Origin of the sequence: Aestuariimicrobium sp. G57, assembly GCF_050110855.1 — a bacterium.
Lineage (GTDB): Bacteria > Actinomycetota > Actinomycetes > Propionibacteriales > Propionibacteriaceae > Aestuariimicrobium.
In genome coordinates this window covers 83,605-108,928 of sequence record NZ_JBNINW010000002.1, presented here as the reverse complement: position 1 = coordinate 108,928, position 25,324 = coordinate 83,605, and the positions used below count along the sequence as shown (strand labels likewise).

Below are 25,324 nucleotides of genomic sequence, written 5' to 3'. Positions count from 1 at the left end.
CACGGGCCAGCAGCCGCCTGCCACCACACGACAGAAAGAAACCCTGCCCTCGACGCATCAAGGGCAGGGTTTCTGGTGGTTCCTATGACTCAGAGCCCGTGGTTCAGCGGTTGCTGGGCGCGAAGATCTTCTTGATCCAGCCCATGAACCCGCCCTGGGCAACCTCGGCCTTGGGCTCGTCCTCGACGGCAGCGCGGGTCGGGGCGGGCTCGACGACCTCGGCCTCGGCGGCCTCGACGACCTCATCGGCAGCGGTCTCGTCGGCGGCAGCCTCGACAGCCTTGATGGCCGAGACCTCGAAGTTGAGGGTGATGTCCTCGCTCACGAGCACGCCACCGGTCTCGAGGGCGGCGTTCCAGGTCAGGCCGAAGTCCTTGCGGTTGACCACGACCGAGCCGCTCAGGCCGACGCGCTCGTTGCCGAACGGGTCGAGCGCAGCGCCCTCGAACTCGAAGGGGATCTCGATGGCGCGGGTGACGTCCTTGATGGTCAGGTCGCCGGCAACCAGAAGGGTGTTCTCGTCGGTGGCGCTCACCCGGGTCGAGGTGAAGGTGATCACCGGGAAGGTGGCGGCGTCGAAGAAGTCGGCCGACAGCAGGTGGCCATCGCGGTCAGCCGAACCGGTCTTCACCGAGGCGACCTGGACGGTCAGGTTGATCGAGGCGTTGGTGACGCCGGCCTCGGTCGAGGCGTTGCCCTCGAACTCGGTGAACTGGCCGCGCACCTTGGTGACCATGGCGTGGCGGGCGACGAAGCCGATCTCGGTGTGGGTGGGGTCGATGGTGTAGGTGCCGCTGAGGGTGTTCAGGGTGCTCATGAGTGTCCTTGGGTGACGGGGCGAGCCCAGAAGCCCACCGAAAGTTGAATGCACAAGTAATAGTAGGCCGTGCTGGTTGAACTGTCAACTACGACGACCCCAGCCTAGCCCCTTGTGTTCCTGGTTGCGCCGAGCGTACGCTGAACATGTTCACTGAACATGTTCGATGAATGCATTCACTGAAAGGCGGACGACCGTGCGCACCACCCGTGCCCAGCTGAAAGAAGCGACCCAGGCGCTTGTCATCGACGCGGCCAGCCGCTTGTTCATGCAGCGTGGGTTCGCCGCCACCACGGTGCGCGACATTGCCGAGGCCAGCGCGGTCAGCCCGGGCACGGTGATGGCCGTCGGCGACAAACCCGCCCTGCTGGTGCGCGTCTTCGACGACCTGGTCGCGGCGCTGCAGCGGGAATGGGCCGGCGCCGATCCGGTGGCATCCGCGCCCGGCGAGAGCTGTGCCGACGGGCTGCTGCGCGTCGTCCGGCCGTTCGTCACGCTGTTCACCGACCACCCGGGCCTGTCGCGCTGCTATGTCTCGATCCTGGTGTCGGGCAACCACTCGTCGTCGCTGCTGACAGACCTGGCCGACCGCTTGGTCGAGCAGTTCGGCGAGGTGATCGTCACCCACGGCGTCCCTGCGCCGCAGTCCCGCGACAGGGCGAGGGCGCTGTACGCCGCCTACGTGGGCACGCTGTTGCTGTGGGCGTCCCGCAGCACGGTCGACCCGGACGACGTCGCCGCCGACCTGCGCGCCACCTTCGACGCCATCTGCCCCGGCAAGGAATAGCCCTCATGTCCATCATCCCCGATCCCTGGTGGCCCTCGGCCGCACTGGCCCTGGTCGTGCTGGTCGATGCCCTGCTGACCGCGTACCCACCGAAGTTCGTCCGCGACTGCCTCGACGGCGTCCACTTTCCGCGTGAGTGGTGGTGGGTGCTGGTGGTGGTCAAATTGCTCGCCGTCGCCGGGCTGGTCGTCGGCCTGTGGTGGCCGGGTGTGGCCCTGGCCGCCAACGTCGGCGTGATCGCCTATTTCGTGTGCGCGGCCGTGGCCCATGTGCGCGCACGGTTCACCGGCCAGACGTTCTGGGTCAACTGCGTGGGCATGCTGGTGCTGTCCGTCGCGGCGCTCGTGCTCGCCTTCGGCCCGGCTTGACCTGCGTCAAGGAATGCCGCGCGCCGGCGACCTAGCGTGGTCACATCCGGTCCGAACATTGGAGGAATGATGACCACCACCATCGCGATCACCCTCGCGATCATCACCGGCCTGGCAGCCCTGGCCGCAGCGCTGTTGCTGCACCCCGCCACCGCCAGTGCCCATTGCGACACCATGGACGGCCCCGCCGTCAAGGACGGCCGCACAGCCCTCGAGGAGGGCAACCTCAACATCGCCCTGAAGTGGGTGCACGCCGACGGCACCGAAGAGCTCACCCGCATCTTCGACCAGGCCCGGGCGGCCCGCGCCCTCGGCGAGGCAGCACGGGTCGTGGCCGACCAGTGGTTCCTCGAGAACTTCGTCCGCATCCACCGCGCCGGTGAGGGGGCGCCGTACACCGGCATCCAGCCCAGTGGGACCGCCATCGACCCCCGTGTCGCGGCGGCTGACGAGGCGATCGAGGTCGGCAACCTGGCCCCGCTCCAGGCACTGGTGCCCGCCGAACTGCATGACGAGCTGGCTGAACGGTTCGCCGACGTGCTGGCCCGCAAGGACTTCAACGTGGATGACGTGGAGGCCGGGCGGTCCTACATCGAGGCCTATGTCAGCTTCTTCCACCTTGCAGAAGGTGAAGAGCACGGTCACCACGGTCACGACGAGCACCACGCCCACTGACCAACCACCACCCGGGAGGAGGACCCATGAACCAGCTCACCTGGCTGCTGGCCATCGCCGCCATCGCCATCGCTGGCGCCGTGGCCGGCCTGGCACTGCGCCGCTGGGTCCTCTTCCCGGCCCGGGTCGAGTCGTCGTCGATGCGGCCGACGCTCGACCCCGGTCAGCGGCTGCTCGTGCGCCGGGTGCGCGGCCTGCACCAGCTCAACCGTGGTGACGTCGTGCTCGTCCACTCGCACGAACTGGGTCGCGTCGTGGTCAAGCGGGCCGTCGGGTTGCCGGGCGACTGGGTCGTCTTCGACAAGGACGGACGTGCGCACCGGCACCAGGTCGGCGACGGCGGCGTGTTCCTGGTGGGTGACAACCGCGAGCAGTCCAGTGACAGTCGCCGGTGGGGCCGACCCGATGTGCCGGTCGGGGCGGTGCTGGGCAGGGTGGTGTGGCCGCGAGTGGGGCGAAGGCAATCAGCGCCGCGGGCGCTGGCGTCGTCCGGGTTCAGCCCTGCATGTCGACGAAACGTGAGTAATGCCCCTGGAACGCCGTCGTGATGGTGTCGGTCGGCCCGTTGCGGTGCTTGGCCACGATCAGGTCGGCCTCACCGGGGCGATTGTCCTTGTCATAGACGTCTTCGCGGTGCAGAAGGATGACCATGTCGGCGTCCTGCTCGAGCGAGCCTGACTCACGCAGGTCGGACAGCATCGGCTTCTTGTCACCGCGCTGCTCGGGGCCACGGTTCAGCTGGCTCAGCGCGATGACCGGCACCTCGAGCTCTTTGGCCAACAGCTTGATCTGGCGGCTGAATTCCGAGACCTCGAGCTGGCGGCTCTCGACCTTCTTGCCAGAGGTCATCAGCTGCATGTAGTCGATGATCACCATCTTCAGGTCGTGGCGCTGCTTCAGGCGCCGCGCCTTGGCCCGGATCTCCATCATCGTCAGGTTGGGCGAGTCGTCGATGTAGAGCGGTGACTCCGAGATCAGGGGGGTCTTGTTGACGACGCGGCGCCAGTCCTCGTCGTTCATCTTGCCGCCGCGGATCGAGCCCAGGAACACCTGGGCCTCGGCGCTGAGCAGGCGCATGACGATCTCGGTGCGGCTCATCTCGAGGCTGAAGAAGACCGTGGCCAGTTTGTGTTTGATGGCCGCCGCGCGGGCGAAGTCGAGCGCCAGGGTGGACTTTCCGACTGCCGGACGGGCCGCGACGATGATCATCTGCCCCGGGTGCAGGCCGTTGGTCAGGTTGTCGAGGTCGGCGAAGCCGGTGGGCACGCCCGACATCATGCCCTTGCGACCCTCGATGGCCTCGATCTCGTCGATGGTCGGCTCGATCAGGTCTTTCAGCGGCTGGTAGTCCTCGCTCGCCTTGCCGTCAGCGACCTCATAGACCGCCTGCTGGGCCGCGTCCACGATGTCGGCGACGTCACCCTGGGCCTGGTAGCCGAGCTGGGCGACCTTGATCGATGCCTCGACCAGCCGGCGCAGCACGGCCTTGTCGCGCACGATTTCGGCGTAGTACGAGGCGTTGGCCGCCACCGAGATGGACGAGAGCAGGTCGTGCAGGTACACATGGCCGCCGACGCGGCTGAGTTCACCACGCTTGCCCAGTTCATCGGCGACGGTGATGGGGTCGGCCGGTTCACCGCGGCCGTACAGGTCGATGATGGCGTCGAAGACCTGCTCATGGGCGGGGCGGTAGAAGTCGCGCCCCCGCAGCACCTCAACGACATTCGCGATGGCGTCCTTGCTCATCAGCATGGCACCGAGCACGCTCTGCTCGGCGGCGATGTCCTGAGGGGGAGTGCGGTCGATGCCCTGGTCAAAGCCCTCGCTCACCGGTCCCCCTCACTCGTTCCACGGCCAACAGCACCCGACTCTAGTGGGCGGAAGGGCCCCTCAATAATGCACCTTGCCCTCATGGGCCGCCCAGGCCTGGAAGGGGGCCAGCCGGTCGTCGGGGTGGTCCAGGTGCGCCCGGGTCACCGGGGTTTCGAGCACTGCTTCACCCCGAAGGCCCCGCAGGATCAGGTCGTCGTCGAAGCCGGCTGCGGCGGCATCGTCGCCGGTGGCAGCGAATTCCACCCGGTCGAGGCGGGCCCACTGCGCTGCCGCGAGGCACATGGGGCACGGCTGGCACGAGGCGTAGAGCACGCAGCCGGTCAGGTCGAAGGTGCCGAGGGCCGCGCCGGCCGCCCGGATGGCCATGACCTCGGCGTGGGCGGTGGGGTCATTGAGGTCGGTCACCCGGTTGGCGGCCGTGAACGTTCGACCATCCGGGGCGACCAGGACAGCACCGAAGGGTCCCCCGCCTGCGGTGACGTTGGCGATCGCCGCGGCAATTGCTGCCTCGAGATGGTCCATGGTGATGCCCTCCTGGCGGTGCTCGGGCCGGCCCTGCCTGACATGGCGGACTGCGCAACGATACGGCCCCGTTGGGTTGCGCGCAAGCGGTTCGGCAATGCGAGTTATCCACAGGCTGGGGTCCCGCCTGTGGACTGTGGTGGACGTGCGGGGAGAATGCTGTGGACAACACTGTCATGGCTGTGGGTATCTCGTTCATCTGGCCAGTAACCCGCTGTTGACTACCGGTTTTACCAACGAAGGAAAATTCTTTGGGGGCGGGGGCTGTTGACAGCGATGCCCAAAGCAGGTTCTCAGGTTGGGGAAAAGCTGATCATTCAACCGGCTCGCCAGGGCTTTGTCCACAGGTGGTAGGAGGTCGCGGAGCGCCGAGCTGTTGATCTTGGTCGGGGCGGACCCGGTGAAGCTGCTGGTGGGCTGCTGTTGATCTTGGAACCGGGTGCCCACCGTGCGGGGTTCGCCTCGTCTGCCGACAGGCGAATTTGCCACCCCCGGTTTTGGGGCCAGTACCCCCCGGGGGTATGGTCGGCGCATGACCGAAACACCCACTGAAGACGTGACCCATGACGGCCACCACGGTGGTCACCATGGCTACATGTCTGCCAAGGACGACTATCTGAAGCGCCTGCGTCGCATCGAGGGGCAGGCCCGCGGCCTGCAACGGATGGTCGAGCAGGACACCTACTGCATCGACATCCTCACCCAGGTGACCGCCATGAAGAGCGCCCTCGAGTCGGTGGCGCTGGCCCTTCTCGAAGACCACATGAGCCACTGCGTGCTCGACGCGGCCCGCAAGGGTGGCGTCGAGGCCGACGAGAAGATCTCTGAAGCCAGCGCGGCCATCAAGCGCCTCGTCAAGTCCTGACCGGCGTCGCACCACCTGGCAACAACCCACCACACCCACAAGGGAGAACCATGATCAGCAACTACACCGTTACCGGTATGACCTGCGGCCACTGCGTCGGCGCTGTGACCGAAGAGGTCAGCGGCATCGAGGGCGTCTCGGACGTCCAGGTGAAGCTCGAGGGCGGCACCATGGCCGTCACCAGCGCCCAGGCCGTCGACTTCGAGGCCATCAAGGCCGCCGTTGCCGAGGCCGGCAACTACGCGGTGCAGCCGGCCTGAGCCGACCCCCAACCTGTCGCATCGCGGCATGTCCACAACCCGGCAGGAGTTCGCGATCCGCGCCATCGTGTGCCGCTGGTCGCCAACTCCTGCCCGGTTGCGGACACCACCGGCGAGGCACCCCACCCAGCACCAGAACTCCTCAGGAGAAGCCCGGCATGACTGCCACCACTGGCACCACTGAACCAACCCGCATCGCGCCAGAACGCGACCTGCGCAACTCGATCGAACTCGACATCCAGGGCATGACCTGCGCCTCGTGTGCCGCCCGCATCGAGAAGAAGCTCAACAAGGTCGAGGGCGTGCAGGCCAGCGTCAACTACGCCACCGAGAAGGCCCACATCCTCGCCCCCGAGGCCATGGGCGCCGACGACCTGATCAAGGTCGTCGAGAACACCGGCTACGGGGCGAGCATCCCCGAGCCCGAAGCCGTGCCCGTCGACCGGGCCGCCCAGCTGCGCACGCGGCTGATCGTCTCGATCGTGCTGAGCGTGCCCGTCATGGCGATGGCCATGATCCCCGCGCTGCAGTTCACGGGTTGGCAGTACGTCTCGCTGGTGCTGGCGCTGGTCGTGTGGTTGTGGGCCGGCTGGCCGTTCCACAAGTCCACGCTGGTGAACCTGCGCCACGGCGCCACCACGATGGACACCCTGATCACCCTGGGCACCACTGCCGCCATGGGCTGGAGCATCTACGCCCTGGGCTTCACCCATGCCGGTGACCTCGGCTTCGTCCACCCCTTCGAGTTCACGCTCGACCGCTCGATGTCGGGCGCCAGCGTCTATTTCGAGGCCGCCGTCGCCATCATCACGTTCCTGCTGCTGGGCCGCTACATCGAGGCGCGCTCCCGGCGTGAGGCCGGTGCCGCCCTGCGCGAGCTGTTGAACATGGGCGCCAAGCAGGCCGTCGTGCTGCGCGATGGCCCCGATGGCGGCCAGGTCGAGGTCGAGATCCCGATCGAAGAACTCGCCGTCGGCGATGTCTTCGTCGTGCGCCCCGGCCAGAAGGTGGCCACCGACGGCGTGGTGCTCACCGGCAACTCGGCCATCGATGCCGCCATGATCACCGGTGAGTCGGTGCCCGTCGAGGTCGGCCCCGAGAGCACCGTGGTGGGTGCCACCATCAACACCAGCGGCCGCCTCACCGTGCGCGCCACCGCCATCGGCCAGGACACCCAGCTCGCCCACATCGCCCGCCTCGTCGAACAGGCCCAGACCGGCAAGACCCAGGTGCAGCGGCTGGCCGACAAGATCTCTGGCATCTTCGTGCCCGTCGTGCTCGCGATTGCCCTCGTCACGTTCATCGCCTGGCTCATCGCCGGCGCGTCCCTGTCGTTCGCCGTCACCAGCGCCGTCGCGGTGCTGATCATCGCCTGCCCCTGCGCCCTGGGGCTCGCGACCCCCACGGCGCTGCTCGCCGGCACCGGACGAGGTGCTGAGCTCGGCATCGTCATCCGTGGCCCCGAGGTGCTCGAGCAGGCCCATTCCATCGATACCGTCGTGCTCGACAAGACCGGCACCCTGACCACCGGCCAGATGTCGGTGACCTCGGTCACCGTCGCGGACGACGCCCGCACCGCGACCAGAGAGTCGCTGCCGGCAGAGCAGTTGCTGGCCCTCGCCGGTGCCCTCGAGTCGAACTCGGAACACCCGATCGCCCGCGCCATCGTCGAGGCGGCAGGCCAGGTCGAACCGGCCACCGACTTCGAGAACCTGCCCGGCTTCGGCGTGCGCGGCACCGTCAACGGGGTCGTGCACCATGCCGGCAACCGTGCGCTCATGCAGCAGCAGGGCCACGAGCCCGGCCCCGAGCTGGTGGCTGCGGTCAACCGCGCCGCCGACGAGGGTGCGACCCTGGTGTTCGTCGCCGACGACCGCGGGCTGCTAGGCCTGGTCGAGGTGCAGGACACCGTGAAGCCGACCAGCGCCGCCGCCGTCCGCGAACTGCGCGACCTGGGTCTCGAGCCCGTCATGCTGACCGGCGACAACGAGCACGCCGCCCGGGCGATGGCCGCGAAGGTGGGCATCGACAAGGTGCATGCCGAGGTGCTGCCCAGCCACAAGCTCGACGTCGTGCGTGAACTGCAGTCGCAGGGACGCCGCGTGGCGATGGTGGGTGACGGCGTGAACGACGCCGCAGCGCTGACCCAGGCCGACCTCGGCATGGCGATGGGCAGCGGCACCGATGCGGCGATCGCTGCCAGCGACATCACGCTGATGCAGTCCGACCTGCTGCTGGCCGCCGATGCGGTGCGCCTGTCGCGGGCCACGTTGAAGACGATCCGGGTGAACCTGTTCTGGGCGTTCTTCTACAACGTGATCGCGATCCCGGTCGCGGCCCTGGGCTTCCTGAACCCGATGTTCGCCGCCGCCGCGATGGCGTTCAGCTCGGTGTTCGTGGTGGGCAATAGCCTGCGACTGCGAGCATTCAAGCGCCGTCGCTGAGGCCTCGTCCACGGAGCCCACACACTGCAGCCGCCCCGTCGACCCACAAGGTCGGCGGGGCGGCTGAAGGTTTCTCAGCTTTCATTTGGGAATCTCTCATCGAACGCTTATGCTGAGACAGGCTTGGCTCAGGCTGGGCCCGTTCCGAGACGCTGTCATCACCCGGGCTGCGTCGCTGTTGAGAGGTAACAAAGCTCGTGAAGAAGGTTTCCCGCCCCGCGCTGATCGCGCTGTCCGGCGTGGTCGCCCTTGGCTTGATCGGCGGGGGCACCGCCACCGCGATCGCCATGGACACCGATGCCGTCACCGTCACCACCGACGGCCAGGTGCAGAACGTGTCGACCCGCGCGAAGGACGTGCAGGGTCTGCTCGACCAGCTGAACATCACCGTCGGTGAGCATGACGTGGTCGCGCCGGCCCTGAACACCAAGATCAGCGACGGTACCGCGGTCACCGTCAAGGTGGGCAAGCCTGTCACGCTGACGATCGACGGCAAGACCGTCACCCGCTGGACGACCGCGCTGACCCTCGACGACGCGCTGGCCCAGTTCAACCTGGACGATGCCGACAACATCCTCTCGACCAACCGGTCGACCGCGCTGGGCCGTGAGGGCCTGCAGGTGAGCGTCACCACCCCCAAGACGGTCACGATCACGAGCAAGTTGGGCACCACCACCGTCGAGGTGCCCGGCAACGCCACCGTCGGCGACGCGCTCAAGAAGGCCGGCATCACCCTGGATTCCCTCGACAAGGTGAGCGCCAAGCCCGAGAGCCCCGTGAGCGCCGGCCAGAAGATCACCTACCAGGACGTGGCCTACCGTCCGATCGTCGTGACCTCTGATGTCGCCTACGACGTCAAGGAGCAGAAGGACGCCACCCTGCCCAAGGGCGAGACCAAGGTCATCACCAAGGGCGTCAAGGGCCAGAAGCAGACCTTCATCACGCAGGTCTACCTCGACGGCAAGCTCGTCTCGAACAACCACAAGACGGGCGAGAAGGTCGTCAAGCAGCCGGTGACCGAGGTCATCGCCGTGGGCACCAAGCAGCCCGAGACCAGCTCGAACAACTCGTCCCCGTCGTCGACGTCGACCGCCCCGAAGACCACCAGCACCCCCAGCACGACCAGCTCGACGCCCAAGTCCGGTGGCTACTCGGGCAGCTGTGAGGCTTCGATGTACTGGCAGGGCCAGATGACCGCCACGGGCGAGACGTTCAACCCCTGGGGCATGACCGCCGCGCACAAGACCCTGCCGTTCGGCACCAAGCTCAAGGTGACCAACGTCGCCAATGGCAAGAGCGTCGTCGTGACCATCAATGACCGTGGCCCCTACATCGGTGGCCGCTGCCTCGACCTGGCCAAGGGGGCGTTCCTGCAGATCGCGCCCGAGAGCGCCGGTGTCGCCCAGGTGACTTACGTGCAGGTCTGATCCAGCAGCTTGCTGTCAACCCACAGCGCGGGCCCTCCTTTGATGGGGGGCCCGCGCTGTGTGTTTGGGGTGTCTGCTTTGGTGGTGTTGGACGAGGCAGTCGCTCGGCTCAGGAAGAAGCCTCGAGCCACTTTGTGGCGGTGACGCCCGCCTGGGCCACCGGCTGCTTGACGGTGAACTGGACGTAACCGTCAGCCAGGTCGATGAAGCAGCTCGCGGTGTCGGTGTCGTCGCTGGTGGCGGAGTTGCCGCAGACGGCATCGCCGCTCACTGCAGCGTTGACCAGCTTCGCCCGCGCCGCCTCGCCGCCGTTCGGCACGGCCAGCACGATCGCGAGGGCCGCAGTCTGGCCCTTCAGATAGATCGAGACGGTGTTGGTGGTGGCGGTGGTGTTCGAGTTCTGCCAGCCGTCGAACGATGCTGCGGGCTTGATCGACTTCGCGCTCAGTGAGGTCCATTTGCCGGGGTCGGCCGGCGCCTTACCGGTGTTCGGGGGTGCCGAGGTGGTTTCGGGTTCGGTGGTTTCGGGTTCGGTGGTTTCAGGTTCGGTGGTTTCAGGTTCTGTGGTTTCAGGCTCGGTCGACTGCGGCTCGGTGCTGGTCTGCGGCTGTGTCGAGTTCTGCTGCGTCGTCTGGTTGGTCGTGGGCGCCGCGGTGTTGTCGTCCCGGTTCAGCAGCCACACGCCACCCAGGATCAGGGCCAGCGCCACCACGGCGGCACCGATGATCATCGGCAGGTTGTTCTTCTTGGGCTGCTCGGGGCCGGGACCGGGGTAGTACGGGCCCTGCCCCCCACCCTGCTGCCCGTAGCCCTGCGGCTGTTGGCCGTACTGCTGCGGCTGCTGGCTGTACTGCTGGCCATAGCCCTGCGGCGGGCCATAGCCCTGCGCCTGCTGGCCGTAGCCCTGCGGGGCCTGCCCGGCGCTCGGCTGTCCATAGGGCTGCCCGGCGCTCGGCTGGTTCTGTGGCTGCCCCTGGGGGCCCCACGGGCCATGGGGATTCGGGTTTCCCTGGTTCGGGGGATTGGACATGTGTACTCCTGGAACGACGTTCGGGGTGCGTCACCGGTGGACGTGTTGGCTGTGGAAGTGGCGCTGCCCACCCGGGAAGAGCCGGGTGGGCAGCGCTGTGATGCAGGGGGCCGCTACTAGTTGGCGCGGCTCATGCAATAGGTACGCGGCGCGGGGCCGTCGGGAGCGACTCGCACCGTGTTGCCGGTGCCGGCGGTGCAGAGGTTCTTGTCGGCCTTGCCGTCGACGCGCTTGACGAGCTTGAAGTCGGTCGACTTGGTCGACTTGGCGCAGTCGATGACAGCCTCGCCGAACACCTTGGTGGTCGACTTGGTGTAACACTTGCCCTGCTCGAGGTTTTCCATCAGGCACAGGCGGGTCGTGGTGCCACCGCGGGTGGTGGTGTAGCGCGCGTAGTTGGTGGCACAGGTGCCGCCATCGGTGATGACCTTGGCCACGTAGAACGAGCTGCCGGACAGGTCGCCGCACTCAGCCTTGGACAGGTTGTAGCGCGAGGTCGAGACCTCGGTGATCCGGATGCAGTCGCCCGCCTTGTAGCCCAGCGCCGTCTCGGTCTCTTCAGGCGTGGTCTCGGTCTCTTCAGGCGAGGTCTCCGTTTCCTCGGGGGACGTCTCGGTCTCTTGGGGTGAGGTCTCAGTCTCGGACGGCGATTCGCTCGGCGACTGGGACGTCGCGGTGCTGACCGGGGTGGTGGTCGCGGAGTCGCCGCCGCGGGTCAGCGCCCAGATACCGACGCCGGCCACGAGCACGGCCACTGCCACGATCGCGGCAATCAGCGGTGTGTTGTTCTTCTTCGGGGGCTCCTGCTGCGGGGTGTACCCGCCGCCGTAGCCGCCGCCTGCCGGGGGCTGTCCGTAGTTCTGCTGGCCGTAGCCGCCCTGCTGGGGCTGCTGGCCGTAGCCCTGCTGGGGCTGCTGGCCATAGCCACCCTGCGGTGACTGCTGACCATAAGGGTCCTGGCCGTAGCCGCCCTGCTGGGGCTGCTGTCCGTAGCCGCCCTGCTGGGGCTGCTGGCCGTACGGGTCCTGGCCGTAGCCTCCGGGCTGGTTCGGGTTGTAGGGCGGGTTCGACATGTGAGACTCCTCGAAAGTCCTGAATGAGGTGAATCGATCGTAACGATCGAAAGGGTCACCCGAGGATGGTCAGAATTCAGGACCCGGTGGGCTGTTCGCCGTCCCGGGCCTTCGCGATGGCCTCTTCCAGACGCACCAGCTTGCCGTCCAGTTCCCCGGTGTGACTTGGCCTGATGTCCGCCTTCAACACCAGTGAGACCCGCGGTCCGTACTCGAGCATGGCGTCCGAACACCGGCGCACCACATCCATGCATTCGTCCCAACTGCCCTCAATGGTCGTGAACATGGCATCGGTGCGGTTCGGCAGGCCAGAATCACGCACGATCTGCACGGCACGGGCGACCGCATCATGCACCGAGGCGTCGGGATTGTTCATGCTGGGGGCGACTGAGAAGGCAACGAGCATGGTGCCCATCCTTCCATGCGCCGGGTGCGGGGCAACAGGTGCCGGACAACACCGCTACCGGGCTGTGACCTGACCTGTGCCGGTGTCGTGCCCGGCGAGGTCAATGATGCGTCCGCACGCGGCAATGACAGCCGGGTCGTGGGTGATCACCAGCACCGGGCGGTCCCCGGCCGCCTGCCACAGGTCGTCCATGAGCGCCTGTGCCGTCTCGCTGTCGAGGTGCTCGGTGGGTTCGTCGATGATCCAGCAGTCCGAGTCGTGGACGAGCACCCGCGCCAGTGCCAGGCGCCGGGCCTCGCCACCGCTGATGGCGGTGCCTGCCTCGGCCAGCACACGATCGGGTGCCAGGGGCAGTCGGGCCCGCCCCAGGGCTTCGAGCACGTCGGCGTCGGTGGCGTCCTTGTGGCCGATGCGCACATTCTCGGCGACGGTGGTCGCGAACAGGTGCGCGTCCTGGGCCAGGTAGCCGACGCGCCCGCGCACGGCCACGGTGCCCGACTGGGGCGGGATCGCGCCCATCAGGGTCGCGGCGACCGTCGTCTTGCCGCTGCCCGAGGGGCCGACCAGGGCCACCCGCTCGCCGCGCCCGACCGCCAGCGAGAAGTCGCGGACCACGGGGGCGTGCCCCGGCCAGCCGATGTCGGCATGGTCGACGACCAGGGCGGGGTCAGTGCTGTGTTCGCCGGTCACATCGCCCTGGCCGACCGGTTCGGCGGCCAGCACCGCGTCGAGTCGGGTCAGGGCACTGCGGGTGCGGGTGAAGGTCTGCGCGGCCTGGGTGAGGCCATTGATCACCTCGTGCATCGCCAGCGGCACCAGCACCAGCACCGCGAGCAGCCGCGGCTTCAGGTCGCCGGACTCGACGGCGGCCCCGCCGATCCACAGGGCGCTCGCCACGGCGATGCCGGTGGCAAGCAGTTGGGCGCCCTGGGCCAGCCCGCGAACCCACGAGGTGCGGGCCTCGATGCGGCGCAGTTCGGCGTCGCGGGCCAGGGCCTTGTCGAGGGCGGCCGTGCCGGCCCCGGCGGCGACCAGGTCGGACGCAGCCCGCGCCAGTTCATGCACCTCGTCGGCGAGGCGTCCGCGCACGGGGGCGACCGCGGCGTCGTGGCCACGGGTGATGCGGCTGGTCAGCAGCGGCACGACGATGCCGGCGAGCACCGAGGTGGTGAACAACACCAGCGCCGAGCCGATCGAGAACCGGCCGAGCAGCAGCGTCGTCCCGATAATGACGAGCGACGCGGCACAGAACGGCACCACCACGCGCACGACCAGGTCGTTGATGGCGGCAACGTCGCCGATGACACGGTTGAGCAGGTCACCGCGACGTCGTCCGAGCAGGGTGGTGCGGCTCAGCGAGTCGTAGGTGCGCAGGCGCAGGGCCTGCTGCAGGCGCAGGGCGAGGTCGTGGCCAACGAGGCGTTCGACGTAGCGGAAGAACCCGCGGCTGATGCCGAAGAACCGCACACCGACGGCGGCGGCCTGCAGGTAGAGCACCGGCGGCATCTCGGCGGCGCGGCTGAGCAACCATCCCGAGACGCCCATGAGGGCGACCGAGGCGCCGGACGCGCACGCCGCGAGCAGGACCGAGGCCACGAGGCGCCAGCGGCCGTGGGGAACGTCGGCGAGCACCTGGCTGAAGAGGTGGCGCAGCTGGTTCATGCGGGCACCCCATTCCTGGTGGTCTCGAGTTCGACGACACGGTCGGCGACGGCGAGCACCGCCGGGCGGTGCGAAACCACCAGTGCCCCGGCGCCGGTGGCGCGGACGGTGGCCAGCACCTGGGCCTCAGCGTCGGCATCGAGGCCGGCGGTGGGCTCGTCCAGCACCAGCCAGCGGGCGGCGCCGTGGGTGATGCGCAACCAGGCGCGGGCCATCGCGACGCGCCGGCGCTCACCCGACGAGAGTCCCTCGCCCAGGTCTTCAACGCGCTTGTCAGGTGGGAAATCGACGCTGGCGGCGGCGAGTGCCTCGGCGACCTGGTCATCGGTGGCGGTGGGCAGGCCCAGGCGCACATTGTCGGCGACGGTGCCGTTGACCATGCCGGGGGTCTGCGGCACCCAGGCGGTGAGGGCGTGCCAGCTGTCGGGGTCGGTGTCGGCCAGCGGCTGGGCGCCGAGCAGGATCTGGCCGCGGGTGGGGCTGGCGAACCCCATGACCAGGCTGAGCAGCGTGGTCTTGCCGCTGCCGGACGGCCCGGCGAGCGCAACGACCTCGCCGGGGTGGACCGTCAGCGAGACGGCATCGACTGCGGGGCGTTCGGCGCCGCGGTGCTGGAAGCTGACGGCGTCGACGACGATGTCGGCACTGGCCGGGGCTGCGGCGGTGCCGGTCATGGCCGGGGCCGAGTGGTCGATGATCTCGAAGGCCGCGTCGGCGGCGGCGACCCCATCGGCGGAGTCATGGAAGTGGGCACCGACCTGGCGCACAGGCAGGAAGGCCTCGGGCGCCAGCACCAGCACGAACAGGGCATCGAAGAAGGTGACGTGGCCGTAGACCACGCGGAAGCCGATCGTGACCGCGACGACGGCGACCGAGAGCGTCGCCAGGAATTCGAGGGCGAACGAGCTGAGGAACGAGACGTACAGCGTGCGCATCGTCTCGCGGCGGTTGGCATCCTCGGTGATGATGACGCCCTTGCGCTGGGCCCGTGCGCGGCCGAAGGCCTGCAGGGTGGGCAGGCCCTCGATCAGGTCGGCGAAGTGGTGGGCGAGGCGGTCGGCGACGGAAAAGCGGCGGGCGACGGCCTTCTGGGTGGTCCAGCCGATGAGGGCCATGAACACCGGGATCAGTGGCAGGGTGAACGCCACGATGATCGCCGAGGGCCAGTCGGTGACCAGGATCGCGGTGCCGATGATGAGCGGCACCACCAGTGCGAGGCCGAGCTGGGGCAGGTATTTGGAGAAGTAGCCGTCGAGGTCTTCGAGGCCCCGGTTGACCACCTGGATCAGCGTCGAGGTCGGCACGTCGGTGCGGGTGGGGTTGGCCAGTCGCGCGGCCAGGATGTCGCGGCGCAGGGTCGACTTCACCTCGGCGGCGGCACGGTGGGCGAGGGTCTCGTTGACCCATGAGACCAGGCCACGCAGGGCGAACACCGTGACCAGCGCGGGGATGACCCAGGTCACGGGGCCGAGTTGGTGGGTCTCGAAGACGCCGACGATGCCGCGGGCCAGCAGCCACGCCTGGGTGATCATCAGGGCGGCTGAGACCACGCCGGGGGCCACGCTGGCCGCCATGTAGCGGCGGGTCGGCTGCGCCCGCTGCCACAACCTCGGGTGGATGGGGCCGGCCATGGTGTGCCTCCTGGTGGTGATGTCGGGTGCTGGGTGTCCGGGACCGGGCAGGACTCACGGTATTCCGCCTGTGCAAGGCCGGATCGGAGAAGTTCGGCCCGGTTCTGGACGCTGGTTCTGGGCGGTGGTGCTGGGCGGGTGGATGAATGGGCAGCCCCACATGCAGACGGCCCCACACCGGGTGGTGCGGGGCCGTCTTTGTTCAGCCAGGGCCAACGCGATCAGGCCGGAGTCGGCACCGGCTCCGGCGCGTCTTCGGGCAGGTTGTCGAGGCTGATCCGCTTGCGGAAGACCCAGTAGCTCCAGGCCTGGTAGCCGATCACGATGGGCACGAAGATCGCCGCGGCGATCGACATGATCGTCAGGGTGTAGGGCGACGACGACGCCTGGTACATGTCCAGGCCGGGGCCCGACACGGTGTAGAAGCCGAGGTTGCCGTACATCTTGATGAAGATGGCCACGACAAGGCCGATCACACCCACACCCGTGCACACGAACGCCCAACCGGTGCGATTGCGACCGACGAGCACACCAGCCGCGAGCACGGCGAGGCCGCCCACCAGCCCGAGCACCCAGGTCACCACATGGGCGGCTGGGTTGTCAGGACCGTAGGCCAGGTTGCCCCACACCGCGAACACCAGCAGCAGCACGCCGGCCACCAGGGCCAGCTTCTGTGCCAGCGCGCGCGCGTCCTCGTGCATTTCACCCTTGGTCTTGAGCGACACGAAGGTGGCGCCGTGGGCGCAGAAGAGCACCACGAACAGCACACCGCCGAGCAGCGCGAACGGGGTGAACAGGCCCCAGAACGAGGTGGGGATCAGCGGCGGGTCACCGGCGACGGCAAGCCCGCGCACGAAGTTCGCGAAGCCGATGCCGAGCACCAGCGAGGGCAGGAATGAGCCGATGGTGGCCATCCAGTCGAAGGTGTTGCGCCAGCGGGAATCGGGGTGCTTCGAGCGGTACTCGAACGAGACACCTCGAATGATCAGGCCGAGCAGCACCAGCAGCAGTGGCAGGTACAGGCCCGAGAACAGGGTGGCGTACCAGCCGGGGAATGCTGCGAACATCGAACCGCCGGCGGTGAGCAGCCACACCTCGTTGCCGTCCCAGAGCGGGCCGATGGTGTTGACCATCAGCCGCTTGCGACGCTCGGTGCGGCCCAGGATCGGCAGCAGCATGGCCACGCCGAAGTCGAACCCCTCCAGGAAGAAGAAGCCGGTCCACAGGATCGCGATCAGCACGAACCAGATGGGCGTCAGGACCGGGTGCCCGGTCTCGAGCAGGGTCATGGTTTCCAACATTTCTTCACACCTCCTAGTAGGCGAACGACATCGGCGCGTCTTCGTCCGTCTGGACTTCGACCGGGCCCACCTCGGGCAGGCCCTTGCGCATGTAGTGGAAGAACAGGCCGACCTCGAGCACCGCCAGCCCGCCATAGACCAGCGTGTAGACGATCATCGAGAACAGCACCTCACCCGTCGAGGTGCCCGGGGAGACACCCGCGAGGGTCGGCATGACACCGGCCACGAGCCAGGGCTGGCGGCCCATCTCGGTGAAGAGCCAGCCGAACGAGTTGGCGAACAAGGGCGCGAACGGCAGCACGCCCATCGCCAGTTGCCACCACTTGGTGGGGGTCGGCACCTTGTCCTTGCGGACCATCCAGAGGATGAGCAGGGCCCCGCCGATGCCGATGAAGCCGAGGCCCATCATCAGGCGGAATGCCCAGTATGCGACCGGCACGTTCGGGGTGATCTTCAGTCCGGGGTAGTTCTTCTGCAGCTCAGCCGCATAGGTGCGCTGCAGTTCGGTCTGGCTGCCGTCGTTGCGCTTGAAACCCTCGTTGGCGTACTGCTCGCGCAGGTCGTTCATGCCCTGCACCTCATCGCCCCACACGCCCGTGGACAGGAAGCCCAGCAGGCCGGGGACCTCGATGATGTGCTTGGCTTCGGTGCCGGCAGGGTTGCCGATGGACAGCACCGAGAAGTTGGACCCGTCCGAGGTGTTGTAGTGGCCCTCGGCGGCGGCCATCTTCATGGGCTGCACCTCGACCATCACCTTGCCCTGGTAGTCGCCTGAGATGATGACGCCGACACTGGCCACCAGCAGCACGCAGGCACCGAATCTCGAGGCCCAGCGCCACGTTCCGGCGTCGTGCTTGACCTGCTCAGGGACGTCCTCGCCCTTCAGCCGGGGCTTGAGCTTGGCCAGGTGCCAGGCGCCGACGGCGGCAACGAGCGCGCCGGCGACCATGAACGAGGCCGCGATCTGGTGGGGGTAGGTGGCCAGGAAGACCGGGTTGGTGAGCAGCGCGCCGAAGTCGGTGAGTTCGGCGCGGCCGTTGCGGAAGGTGGCGCCGACGGGATTCTGCATCCAGGAGTTGGCGGCCAGGATGAAGATGGCCGAGATCATGGTGCCGATCGCGGCGCAGTAGATTGCCATCAGGTGCAGCTTCTTGGGCAGCTTGTCCCAGCCGAAGATCCACAACCCGAGGAAGGTCGACTCGAGGAAGAAGGCGAGCAGTGCCTCGAGCGCCAGCGGTGCACCGAACACGTCGCCGACGAAGCGGGAATACTCCGACCAGTTCATGCCGAACTGGAACTCCTGGACGATGCCGGTGACGACACCCAGGGCGAAGTTGATCAAGAAGAGCTTGCCGTAGAACTTGGTCAGCTTGAGGTAGCGGTCGTTGCCGGTCTTGTACCAAACCGTCTGCATCACAGCGACCAGCATCGACAGCCCGATGGTGATCGGCACGAAGAAGAAGTGGTACACCGTCGTGATCCCGAATTGCCATCTGGCAATCACTTGAGCGTCCATGGGTGGAATGTACTACGTCCTGTGGTATTGTCCCAAACGGATCGCTACACTGAGCACGTGGCCATGTTGGGAGATCTCGAGAGCGCGATCATGGACGTCTTGTGGGCGTCGCGTGAGCCGCTGTCGGTGCGCGTGGTCTTCGAGCAGTTGAGCGCCGATCGCCAACTCGCCTACACGACCGTGATGACCGTGCTCGACCGGCTGGCGAAGAAGGGCACGGTGCTGCGTGAGCAGCAGGGGCGGGCCTGGATCTACAGGCCGTCCGAGACGAGGTCGGCGATGATCGTGGGCGAGATGCAGTCGTTACTCGACCAGGCGGGCGACGAGGCCAACCTGGTGCTGGCGCAGTTGGTGGAGCGGCTGCAGGCCACGCAGCGGGAGCATGTGGCGCGGGGTGCTGAACGCGTTGCCGGCGGCCAACTGAACACTGCCGTGCCGGGGCTGGCCACCGGGCTGCTGCCTGGCTGTGACCAGAACCGGGCGGGAGTTCGCAAAATCGGGCAGGTGGCGCCGTGATCGGGCAAGTTCTGCCGGGTTGTGGACGGCGGGCTCGGGGCGGTCGGCTGTGGACAACGCCGAATTTCAAAGTTGTCCTGTGGAAAACCGACGCTCGGAGCTGAATCCCCACATAACCGTGGTGTGAAGACCGCAGATGTGCTTGATGAGCTGGACCGCCACGGGGTGGTGCGCGCCGCCGACCTGCCCGGCAGCGCCCGTACCCTTTCGAGGCTCGCGGCGCGTGGGGTGGTGGTGAGGATGTTCCCGGGCATCTATGCCCTGGCCGCCCACGCGACCGTGCTCGAGGTGCGCTGTGCCGCGCTGATGCTCTGGGACCCCGATGCCGTCATCACGGGTCATGCCGCCGCCAAGCTCTCATTCTGGGACGAGGCAGACATCGACCAGATCGAGTTCCACTCCACCCGCAAGAAGTGGGCGCCGCGGGGGTACCGGCTGCATCGCTCGCGGGTGCCGGTGGCCGATGTGATCACCCGCCGTGGCCTGAGGATGACGCGTGCGGCCCGGACAGCGGTGCACCTGGCCAGGCATGACCTGGGCGAGGCCATCGACCGGGCCCTGTTCGCGGTGCGGGAGTTGAAGGCCCGCCACCTTGACCAGGCGCTCGAGCGGGCCAGGGGACGGTGGGGCAACGGCAAGCGCCGGCCGGTGGTCTGGGCCAGCCGCGATGAGCCATGGTCACAGTTCGAGCGGGCCATGCACGAGTTGCTGCGTGACGCCGGCATCAAGGGGTGGGTGGCGAACCTCGGGGTGGTGCTCGACAAGGAGCGTTCCCTCGACATCGCCTTCAAGGGTGTGCGCGTCGTCATCGAGGCCGACAGCTATGTGCACCACTCGAAGCGCAACCAGTTCGAGGACGACCGCGACAAGCAGAATGCGCTGGTCGAACACGGCTGGTGGGTGATCCGTGTGACGTGGCGCATGCTGGCTGACCCCGTCCGGCTGGTGGCCCTGATCAAGAGGGTGCTGGCGCTGGCCAGGCAGGATGCGCGCCGCAACCGGCGGCGTCAGTCGGCGGCGTCGAAGGTGCGGTAACGCCCCCGGGTGTGGTGCAGCGGGTTCTCATCGGGCCCGATCGCGATGTCGACGGCCCGACAGGTGAGTTGCAGGTTCCAGCCGACCTCGTCGGTGGATTCCAGTTCGAGGGCCGCCCAGGTGGTGGCATCGACGAGTCGGGGACCATGAGCCGTCTGGGTGAACTCGCCGTGCCTGAATGCCCCGCCCGGCGCCGGCGCGATGCCGCCGAACATGTCCGCGAGCCCACGGTGCTGCCATTCCAGCAGCGCCACCGTGGCCCGACCCGTGTGCTCGATGGCGGCCGCGAGGTCTGAGGCAGGGTCGACGAAGCCCACCACCCGCCATGGCTCGCCTGGCACGACCAGGCAGGAGCTGACGGTGAGCCCCGCGGGGCGTTCATTGCCCGTGCCGGCGAGGTCGCCGGCGCACCACAGGCTGACGCGGTTGCCGAGCCGGCCGCGCAATTGACGCCCCAGCACCCGCTCGGGGTCGATGAACGGGTGCTCCGCATGGATGGTCATGCGCGCCAGCGTAGTCCGCGGGCCCCCGGCAACCACTGCTGACCAGAACCGGGCCGAAGTTCGCCGGATCCGCCCGTGAGGGGGCGGTTCCGCAATCTCCGGCCCGGTTCTGGTCAGTGGGGCACAGGGTGGCGTCAGGCGGGTCAGGGGCATCGCGGGTCGAGGGCAACGCCGCCGACATGAGCATGCCGTTGGGCCCGGCTCAGCCCATCATGCCCATGCCGCCAGCACCGCCCCCTGGGGCCGCCCCCGCGAGCTCAGCGCCGTCGTCAACCTCAAGCGCGGCCTTGAACTGGGACTCGTAGAGGTCGTAGTAGTGACCCTCACGGGCCAGCAACTCGGCGTGAGTTCCCTGCTCGACGATCCGGCCCTGCTCCATGACCAGGATCACGTCGGCATCTCGAATGGTCGACAGCCGGTGCGCGATCACGAACGCCGTGCGGCCCTGCCGCAGCCGGTTCATCGCATGCTGCACCAGCACCTCGGTGCGGGTGTCGACAGAGGACGTCGCCTCATCGAGGATCAGGATCGCCGGATCGGCCAGGAACGCCCGCGCGATGGTGATCAGCTGCTTCTCGCCAGCAGAGATGTTCGAACCCTCGTCATCGATGACAGTGTCATAGCCATCGGGCAGCGAGTGCACGAACCGGTCCACATAGGTCGCCCGGGCGGCCTCGAGCATCTGCTGTTCGGTGGCCTCGACGTTGCCGTACAAGATGTTCTCGCGAATCGTGCCGCCGAACAGCCAGGTGTCCTGCAGCACCATGCCGAGCCTGGTGCGCAACTGCGCCCGCGACACTGAGGCGATGTCGACGCCGTCCAGGGTGATCCGGCCACCGTCCAGCTCATAGAAGCGCATCAGCAGGTTCACCAGCGTCGTCTTGCCGGCACCGGTCGGGCCGACGATCGCGACCGTCTGGCCCGGCAGGGCGGTCAGCTCCAGGTGCTCGATCAGCGGCTTGTCGGCCGAGTAACTGAAGCTCACCTGCTCGAAGCGCACCAGGCCCTCGGTGACCGGCAGCTCACCATCCCGGTCGGGCACGATCTCTTCGGCGTCGAGCACCTCGAAGACGCGCTCGGCCGAGGCCACGCCCGACTGCAACAGGTTGGCCATCGACGCCAGCTGGGTGATCGGCTGGGTGAACATGCGTGAGTACTGGATGAACGCCTGCACATCACCCAGTGGCATCTGCCCCTGGGACATCCGAACCGCCCCGAACACCGCGATGACAACGTAGTTCAGGTTGCCGATCAGGAACATCACCGGCATCATCATGCCGCTGAGGAATTGCCCCATGAAGGCGGAGCGCTTGAGTTCGTCGTTGCGTTCGGCGAAGACGTGCTCGACCTCACGCTGGCGTCCGAAGACCTTGACCAGCGCGTGACCGGTGAAGCTCTCTTCGATCGTCTGGTTGAGCTTGCCCGTCGAGGCCCACATGCCCTTGAACTGCACCTGGGCACGCTTGCCGATGACCGCCGCGGCCACCCCCGACAGGGGCAGGATCAGCAGGGTGATCAGCGCGAGTTCCCACGAGACCCAGAACATCATCGCCAGCACGCCGACGACCATCAGCACTGCGTTCAGCATCTGCTGCAGCGTCTGCTGCAGGGTCTGCGAGACGTTGTCGATGTCATTGGTCATGCGGCTGAGCAGCTCACCGCGTGGCTGCTTGTCGAAATAGCTCAGCGGCAGCCTGTCGAGCTTGGCCGAGAGTTCCTTGCGCATCGAGTACACCAGGCGCTGCACGATCCCGTTGAGCACATAGCCCTGGATGAACGTCAGCAGCATCGCGCCCAGGAACAGCCCGAGCGCCAGCATCAGCACCGAACCCAGCGCCGTCGAGTCGATGCCCTGGCCCGGCACGACCGGCATCGTCCGAAGCAGGTCGGCGAAGTCGCCACGACCCTGCGCCCGCAGTTGCTCGATCAGCACCTCTTTCGACACGCCGCCGGGCAGTTGCTTGCCCACTACGCCGGCGACGATCAGGTCGGTCGCCCGGCCCAGGATCTTCGGGCCCACGACGTTGGCGGCGATACCGGCGATGGCGAGCAGCACCACCACGATGACCAGCGGACGTTCGCCGCGCATGCGCCCCAGCAGGCGCTTCAACGACGGGCCGAAACTCGCCGCCTTCTGGGCCACGGCCATGCCACCCATCGGCCCGTGCCCCGCACTGGCACCCGCCTTGCGGGCGATCGCCTCGTTCTCGTCGCGTGCATTGGCCTTCACTGGCTTGACCTGCGCGCTGTCGGTCTTGTTCCCGGGGTCCGTGCTCATGCTGCGGCCTCCTCTGCGCTCAGCTGCGAATCGACGATTTCGACATAGGTCGGGCAGGTCTGCATCAGTTCTTCGTGGATGCCACGCCCGACCACGCGCCCGTCGTCGAGCACGATGATCTGGTCGGCATGGCGAATGGTCGAGACCCGCTGTGCGACGATCAGCACGGCCGCCTCGCGCGTCGCCGGCCGCAGCGCCTCGCGCAGACGCGCGTCCGTGGCAACGTCGAGCGCCGAGAACGAGTCGTCGAACACATACAGGTCGGGCTTCTTGATCAGCGCGCGGGCAATCGAGAGCCGCTGCCGCTGGCCGCCCGAGACGTTGGTGCCGCCCTGGCTGATCGGTGCCTGCAGTTGCTCGGGCATCTCGCCGACGAAGTCCGCCGCCTGGGCGATGGTCAGCGACTGCCACATCTGCTCGTCGGTCGCGTCCGGGTCGCCGTACTTCAAATTGGACGAGACCGTGCCGCTGAAGAGGTAGGGACGCTGTGGCACCAGGCCGATGGCAGCCCACAGAGTGTCCGGGTCGAGGTGGCGCACGTCCACCCCGCCCACCAGGATGCGTCCGCGGGTGGTGTCGAACAGCCGCGGGATCAGGTTGACCAGCGTCGACTTGCCCGAACCCGTCGAGCCGATGATGGCCGTCGTCTGGCCGGGGTGCAGTTCGAAGCTCACGTCGTACAGCACTGGCACCTCGGCACCTGGGTAGTTGAACGTCACATTCTCGAAGCGCACATGGCCGGGGCGCGGCATCTCGGTGAGCCCCTGCTTGGGGGGCAGCACGCTGGTCTCGGTGTCGAGCACCTCGTTGATGCGACCTGCAGAGACCTCGGCGCGCGGCGCCATGAAGACCAGCATCGTGGCCATCATCACGCTCATCAGGATCTGCACGAGGTAGACCATGAACGCCGTCAGCTGGCCGACCTGCAGGGCACCGGAATCGATCCGGGTGCGGGCGAACCACATCACCGCCACCTGCGAGATGTTCATCACGCCGAACATCAGCGGGAACAGCAGCGCCATCAGGCGTCCGATGCGCAGGTTGAGGTCGGTGAGGTCGGTATTGGCCTCGTCGAAACGGCGGGCCTCGTAGGGCTCGCGGGCGAATGCCCTGACGATGCGGATGCCCGTGATCTGTTCACGGACCACCCGGTTCAGTGTGTCGATCTTCTGCTGCACCTGCTGGAACAGCGGCATCGCGCGCATGATCAGCAGCCCCAGCGAGACGCCGAGCACGATCACCGCGACCAGGATCACCCCGGACAACTGCACATCTTCACGCAGCGCCATCACGACGCCCCCGATCATGGTGATCGGTGCGGTGATCATCATGATCAACGACATCAGCACCAGCATCTGCACCTGTTGCACGTCGTTGGTATTGCGGGTGATCAGCGAGGGCGCGCCGAAGCGGTTGACCTCGCGGGTGCTGAACGACAGCACGCGGTTGAACAGGTGTGAGCGCAGGTCTGCGCCCAGGCTCATGGCGGCCTGCGCGCCGAGGTAGGCCGCCGAGATCTGGCACAGCGCCTGCAGCGCGGCGACGCCCAGCATGATGAAGCCGTTGCGCCAGACCAGGGCGAGGTCCTGGTTGAGCACGCCGTCATCGATGATGCGGGCGTTGAGTGTGGGCAGGGCGAGGGACGCGGCGGTCGCCACGACCTGCAGCAGCACCACGGCGCCCACGAGGCCGAGGTACGGCCTGATGTGGGTGTTGATGAGTCGGATGAGGTTCACAGTGACTCCTGGAGAATCGGGGAGGACTGGGTGCTGGGTGGGGCCGTGGTGGTGACGACACCGTGCAGCAGCACGTTGACCACCTCGGTCATGTCGATGGCATCGCGATCAGCGTGCGAACCGAGCATCGGGTGGTTCACGCTGAAGGCCAGCGAGCGCAGGTGGAAGGCGACGGTCAGGGTGGGCAGTCGCAGCTGGTCCGAGAAGGGTTCGAGTGCCTCGGCGATGGCGCGGTCCATTCGGTGCATGCGCTCGAGATGGGCCGCGTGGTCTTCTGGACGGTGGAACGGCTTGCCGGCCGCGTGGGCGGTGATTGCCGAGAACAGCGTGGTCATCTCGCGAATGCCGACGCCCAATGTCTCGAGGATGGCGGTGACGGTGCCTTCGAGGGTGTCCTGGCGCAGGGTCGCCAGGTGGTCGGCAGCGGGACCGCTGTCGAGCCGGCAGGTGACCAGTGCCTCGACGAGGTCGGCCTTGGTCTCGAAGTAGCGGAACAGGGTACCTTCGGCGATGCCCGCGGCCTCGGCGGCCTGGCGGGTGGTGAAGCCGAGCGGGTCGCTCAGCAACAGGGGGGTGGCGGCTGCGATGATGGCAGCCCGCCGCTGGTCGGGTGGTAGCGCAGGTGCTCGTGGGCTCACG

The 25,324-nt window shown here is 67.6% G+C and carries 24 protein-coding genes; 10 read left to right on the top strand and 14 right to left on the bottom strand.

The window, feature by feature from the left end; all coding sequences use genetic code 11:
- Positions 1-103 precede the first annotated feature (103 nt).
- Positions 104-817: a YceI family protein gene (locus ACQCX5_RS04520; protein ID WP_434540818.1), complete on the bottom strand. Its 714-nt coding sequence runs from the start codon at positions 815-817 to the stop codon at positions 104-106.
- Positions 818-1,013: 196 nt separating this feature from the next.
- On the opposite strand from ACQCX5_RS04520, the gene ACQCX5_RS04515 reads away from it, so the two are divergent.
- From ACQCX5_RS04515 to lepB, 4 genes are all read left to right on the top strand, one after another.
- Positions 1,014-1,604, top strand: a complete 591-nt coding sequence (locus tag ACQCX5_RS04515) for a TetR/AcrR family transcriptional regulator (protein WP_434540817.1) — start codon at positions 1,014-1,016, stop codon at positions 1,602-1,604.
- A gap of 5 nt (positions 1,605-1,609) precedes the next feature.
- A complete protein-coding gene (locus ACQCX5_RS04510) occupies positions 1,610-1,972 on the top strand; it encodes a DoxX family protein (RefSeq protein ID WP_434540816.1) in 363 nt (120 codons plus the stop codon).
- Positions 1,973-2,041: 69 nt separating this feature from the next.
- A complete protein-coding gene (locus ACQCX5_RS04505; RefSeq protein WP_434540815.1) occupies positions 2,042-2,647 on the top strand; it encodes a DUF6448 family protein in 606 nt (201 codons plus the stop codon).
- A gap of 26 nt (positions 2,648-2,673) precedes the next feature.
- A complete protein-coding gene (gene lepB, locus ACQCX5_RS04500; protein WP_434540814.1) occupies positions 2,674-3,195 on the top strand; it encodes a signal peptidase I in 522 nt (173 codons plus the stop codon).
- Here the strand turns inward: lepB and dnaB are convergent.
- Together dnaB and ACQCX5_RS04490 are read right to left on the bottom strand one after the other, a co-directional pair.
- On the bottom strand, positions 3,143-4,477 hold the full coding sequence (gene dnaB / locus ACQCX5_RS04495) for a replicative DNA helicase (RefSeq protein ID WP_434540813.1): 1,335 nt from the start codon (positions 4,475-4,477) through the stop codon (positions 3,143-3,145). The two genes, lepB and dnaB, sit on opposite strands and share 53 nt — an antisense overlap.
- A gap of 60 nt (positions 4,478-4,537) precedes the next feature.
- Positions 4,538-5,002, bottom strand: a complete 465-nt coding sequence (locus ACQCX5_RS04490; protein ID WP_434540812.1) for a nucleoside deaminase — start codon at positions 5,000-5,002, stop codon at positions 4,538-4,540.
- A gap of 532 nt (positions 5,003-5,534) precedes the next feature.
- Between ACQCX5_RS04490 and ACQCX5_RS04485 the strand changes: the two genes are divergently transcribed.
- From ACQCX5_RS04485 to ACQCX5_RS04470, 4 genes are all read left to right on the top strand, one after another.
- Complete coding sequence (locus ACQCX5_RS04485; RefSeq protein WP_434540811.1) at positions 5,535-5,867, top strand: metal-sensitive transcriptional regulator; 333 nt, start codon at positions 5,535-5,537, stop codon at positions 5,865-5,867.
- Between the two features lie 50 nt (positions 5,868-5,917).
- Positions 5,918-6,127, top strand: a complete 210-nt coding sequence (locus tag ACQCX5_RS04480) for a heavy-metal-associated domain-containing protein (RefSeq protein WP_434540810.1) — start codon at positions 5,918-5,920, stop codon at positions 6,125-6,127.
- Positions 6,128-6,285: 158 nt separating this feature from the next.
- Positions 6,286-8,571, top strand: a complete 2,286-nt coding sequence (locus ACQCX5_RS04475; RefSeq protein ID WP_434540809.1) for a heavy metal translocating P-type ATPase — start codon at positions 6,286-6,288, stop codon at positions 8,569-8,571.
- Positions 8,572-8,768: 197 nt separating this feature from the next.
- Positions 8,769-9,998: a septal ring lytic transglycosylase RlpA family protein gene (locus ACQCX5_RS04470; protein WP_434540808.1), complete on the top strand. Its 1,230-nt coding sequence runs from the start codon at positions 8,769-8,771 to the stop codon at positions 9,996-9,998.
- 109 nt (positions 9,999-10,107) lie between these two features.
- On the opposite strand, the gene ACQCX5_RS04465 is transcribed toward ACQCX5_RS04470, so the two are convergent.
- The 7 genes from ACQCX5_RS04465 to ACQCX5_RS04435 all read right to left on the bottom strand — a co-directional run bounded on the left by ACQCX5_RS04465 (position 10,108) and on the right by ACQCX5_RS04435 (position 18,617).
- Positions 10,108-11,028 (bottom strand): hypothetical protein, encoded by a 921-nt coding sequence (locus ACQCX5_RS04465; RefSeq protein WP_434540807.1) that lies wholly within the window; start codon positions 11,026-11,028, stop codon positions 10,108-10,110.
- Between the two features lie 116 nt (positions 11,029-11,144).
- A complete protein-coding gene (locus ACQCX5_RS04460; protein WP_434540806.1) occupies positions 11,145-12,101 on the bottom strand; it encodes an LppU/SCO3897 family protein in 957 nt (318 codons plus the stop codon).
- A 76-nt stretch (positions 12,102-12,177) separates the two neighbouring features.
- On the bottom strand, positions 12,178-12,507 hold the full coding sequence (locus tag ACQCX5_RS04455; RefSeq protein WP_434540805.1) for a thiamine-binding protein: 330 nt from the start codon (positions 12,505-12,507) through the stop codon (positions 12,178-12,180).
- A gap of 54 nt (positions 12,508-12,561) precedes the next feature.
- Complete coding sequence (gene cydC / locus ACQCX5_RS04450; protein WP_434540804.1) at positions 12,562-14,169, bottom strand: thiol reductant ABC exporter subunit CydC; 1,608 nt, start codon at positions 14,167-14,169, stop codon at positions 12,562-12,564.
- Entirely contained in the window at positions 14,166-15,743 is a 1,578-nt protein-coding gene (cydD, locus tag ACQCX5_RS04445) for a thiol reductant ABC exporter subunit CydD (protein ID WP_434541290.1), read from the bottom strand. Before cydD ends, cydC begins: the two co-directional genes overlap by 4 nt.
- 278 nt (positions 15,744-16,021) lie before the next feature.
- Complete coding sequence (gene cydB, locus ACQCX5_RS04440) at positions 16,022-17,089, bottom strand: cytochrome d ubiquinol oxidase subunit II (RefSeq protein WP_434540803.1); 1,068 nt, start codon at positions 17,087-17,089, stop codon at positions 16,022-16,024.
- A gap of 25 nt (positions 17,090-17,114) precedes the next feature.
- Positions 17,115-18,617, bottom strand: coding sequence for a cytochrome ubiquinol oxidase subunit I (locus tag ACQCX5_RS04435; protein ID WP_434540802.1), 1,503 nt, complete (start codon positions 18,615-18,617; stop codon positions 17,115-17,117).
- 63 nt (positions 18,618-18,680) lie between these two features.
- On the opposite strand from ACQCX5_RS04435, the gene ACQCX5_RS04430 reads away from it, so the two are divergent.
- Both ACQCX5_RS04430 and ACQCX5_RS04425 read left to right on the top strand, forming a co-directional pair.
- Entirely contained in the window at positions 18,681-19,133 is a 453-nt protein-coding gene (locus ACQCX5_RS04430; protein ID WP_434541289.1) for a BlaI/MecI/CopY family transcriptional regulator, read from the top strand.
- Between the two features lie 123 nt (positions 19,134-19,256).
- Positions 19,257-20,168, top strand: coding sequence for a type IV toxin-antitoxin system AbiEi family antitoxin domain-containing protein (locus ACQCX5_RS04425; protein WP_434540801.1), 912 nt, complete (start codon positions 19,257-19,259; stop codon positions 20,166-20,168).
- On the opposite strand, the gene ACQCX5_RS04420 is transcribed toward ACQCX5_RS04425, so the two are convergent.
- From ACQCX5_RS04420 to ACQCX5_RS04405, 4 genes are all read right to left on the bottom strand, one after another.
- Positions 20,141-20,671, bottom strand: coding sequence for a flavin reductase family protein (locus tag ACQCX5_RS04420; protein ID WP_434540800.1), 531 nt, complete (start codon positions 20,669-20,671; stop codon positions 20,141-20,143). The two genes, ACQCX5_RS04425 and ACQCX5_RS04420, sit on opposite strands and share 28 nt — an antisense overlap.
- 202 nt (positions 20,672-20,873) lie before the next feature.
- Positions 20,874-22,949: an ABC transporter ATP-binding protein gene (locus ACQCX5_RS04415; RefSeq protein ID WP_434540799.1), complete on the bottom strand. Its 2,076-nt coding sequence runs from the start codon at positions 22,947-22,949 to the stop codon at positions 20,874-20,876.
- On the bottom strand, positions 22,946-24,685 hold the full coding sequence (locus ACQCX5_RS04410) for an ABC transporter ATP-binding protein (RefSeq protein WP_434540798.1): 1,740 nt from the start codon (positions 24,683-24,685) through the stop codon (positions 22,946-22,948). The genes ACQCX5_RS04415 and ACQCX5_RS04410 overlap by 4 nt, the downstream gene beginning before the upstream one ends.
- Positions 24,682-25,323 (bottom strand): TetR/AcrR family transcriptional regulator, encoded by a 642-nt coding sequence (locus ACQCX5_RS04405; protein ID WP_434540797.1) that lies wholly within the window; start codon positions 25,321-25,323, stop codon positions 24,682-24,684. The genes ACQCX5_RS04410 and ACQCX5_RS04405 overlap by 4 nt, the downstream gene beginning before the upstream one ends.
- Between the last annotated feature and the right edge of the window lies 1 nt (position 25,324).

Bases quoted from the DNA above. Each gene is read 5' to 3' on its own strand.
- ACQCX5_RS04430 (WP_434541289.1), top strand. From the start codon at position 18,681: ATGTTGGGAGATCTCGAGAGCGCGATCATGGACGTCTTGTGGGCGTCG.
- cydB (WP_434540803.1), bottom strand. From the start codon at position 17,089: ATGACCCTGCTCGAGACCGGGCACCCGGTCCTGACGCCCATCTGGTTC.
- ACQCX5_RS04505 (WP_434540815.1), top strand. From the start codon at position 2,042: ATGACCACCACCATCGCGATCACCCTCGCGATCATCACCGGCCTGGCA.
- ACQCX5_RS04520 (WP_434540818.1), bottom strand. From the start codon at position 817: ATGAGCACCCTGAACACCCTCAGCGGCACCTACACCATCGACCCCACC.
- ACQCX5_RS04455 (WP_434540805.1), bottom strand. From the start codon at position 12,507: ATGCTCGTTGCCTTCTCAGTCGCCCCCAGCATGAACAATCCCGACGCC.
- ACQCX5_RS04490 (WP_434540812.1), bottom strand. From the start codon at position 5,002: ATGGACCATCTCGAGGCAGCAATTGCCGCGGCGATCGCCAACGTCACC.
- ACQCX5_RS04465 (WP_434540807.1), bottom strand. From the start codon at position 11,028: ATGTCCAATCCCCCGAACCAGGGAAACCCGAATCCCCATGGCCCGTGG.
- ACQCX5_RS04480 (WP_434540810.1), top strand. From the start codon at position 5,918: ATGATCAGCAACTACACCGTTACCGGTATGACCTGCGGCCACTGCGTC.
- cydD (WP_434541290.1), bottom strand. From the start codon at position 15,743: ATGGCGGCCAGCGTGGCCCCCGGCGTGGTCTCAGCCGCCCTGATGATC.
- ACQCX5_RS04475 (WP_434540809.1), top strand. From the start codon at position 6,286: ATGACTGCCACCACTGGCACCACTGAACCAACCCGCATCGCGCCAGAA.
- ACQCX5_RS04485 (WP_434540811.1), top strand. From the start codon at position 5,535: ATGACCGAAACACCCACTGAAGACGTGACCCATGACGGCCACCACGGT.
- ACQCX5_RS04460 (WP_434540806.1), bottom strand. From the start codon at position 12,101: ATGTCGAACCCGCCCTACAACCCGAACCAGCCCGGAGGCTACGGCCAG.
- cydC (WP_434540804.1), bottom strand. From the start codon at position 14,169: ATGAACCAGCTGCGCCACCTCTTCAGCCAGGTGCTCGCCGACGTTCCC.
- ACQCX5_RS04420 (WP_434540800.1), bottom strand. From the start codon at position 20,671: ATGACCATCCATGCGGAGCACCCGTTCATCGACCCCGAGCGGGTGCTG.
- ACQCX5_RS04415 (WP_434540799.1), bottom strand. From the start codon at position 22,949: ATGAGCACGGACCCCGGGAACAAGACCGACAGCGCGCAGGTCAAGCCA.
- ACQCX5_RS04435 (WP_434540802.1), bottom strand. From the start codon at position 18,617: ATGGACGCTCAAGTGATTGCCAGATGGCAATTCGGGATCACGACGGTG.
- ACQCX5_RS04510 (WP_434540816.1), top strand. From the start codon at position 1,610: ATGTCCATCATCCCCGATCCCTGGTGGCCCTCGGCCGCACTGGCCCTG.
- lepB (WP_434540814.1), top strand. From the start codon at position 2,674: ATGAACCAGCTCACCTGGCTGCTGGCCATCGCCGCCATCGCCATCGCT.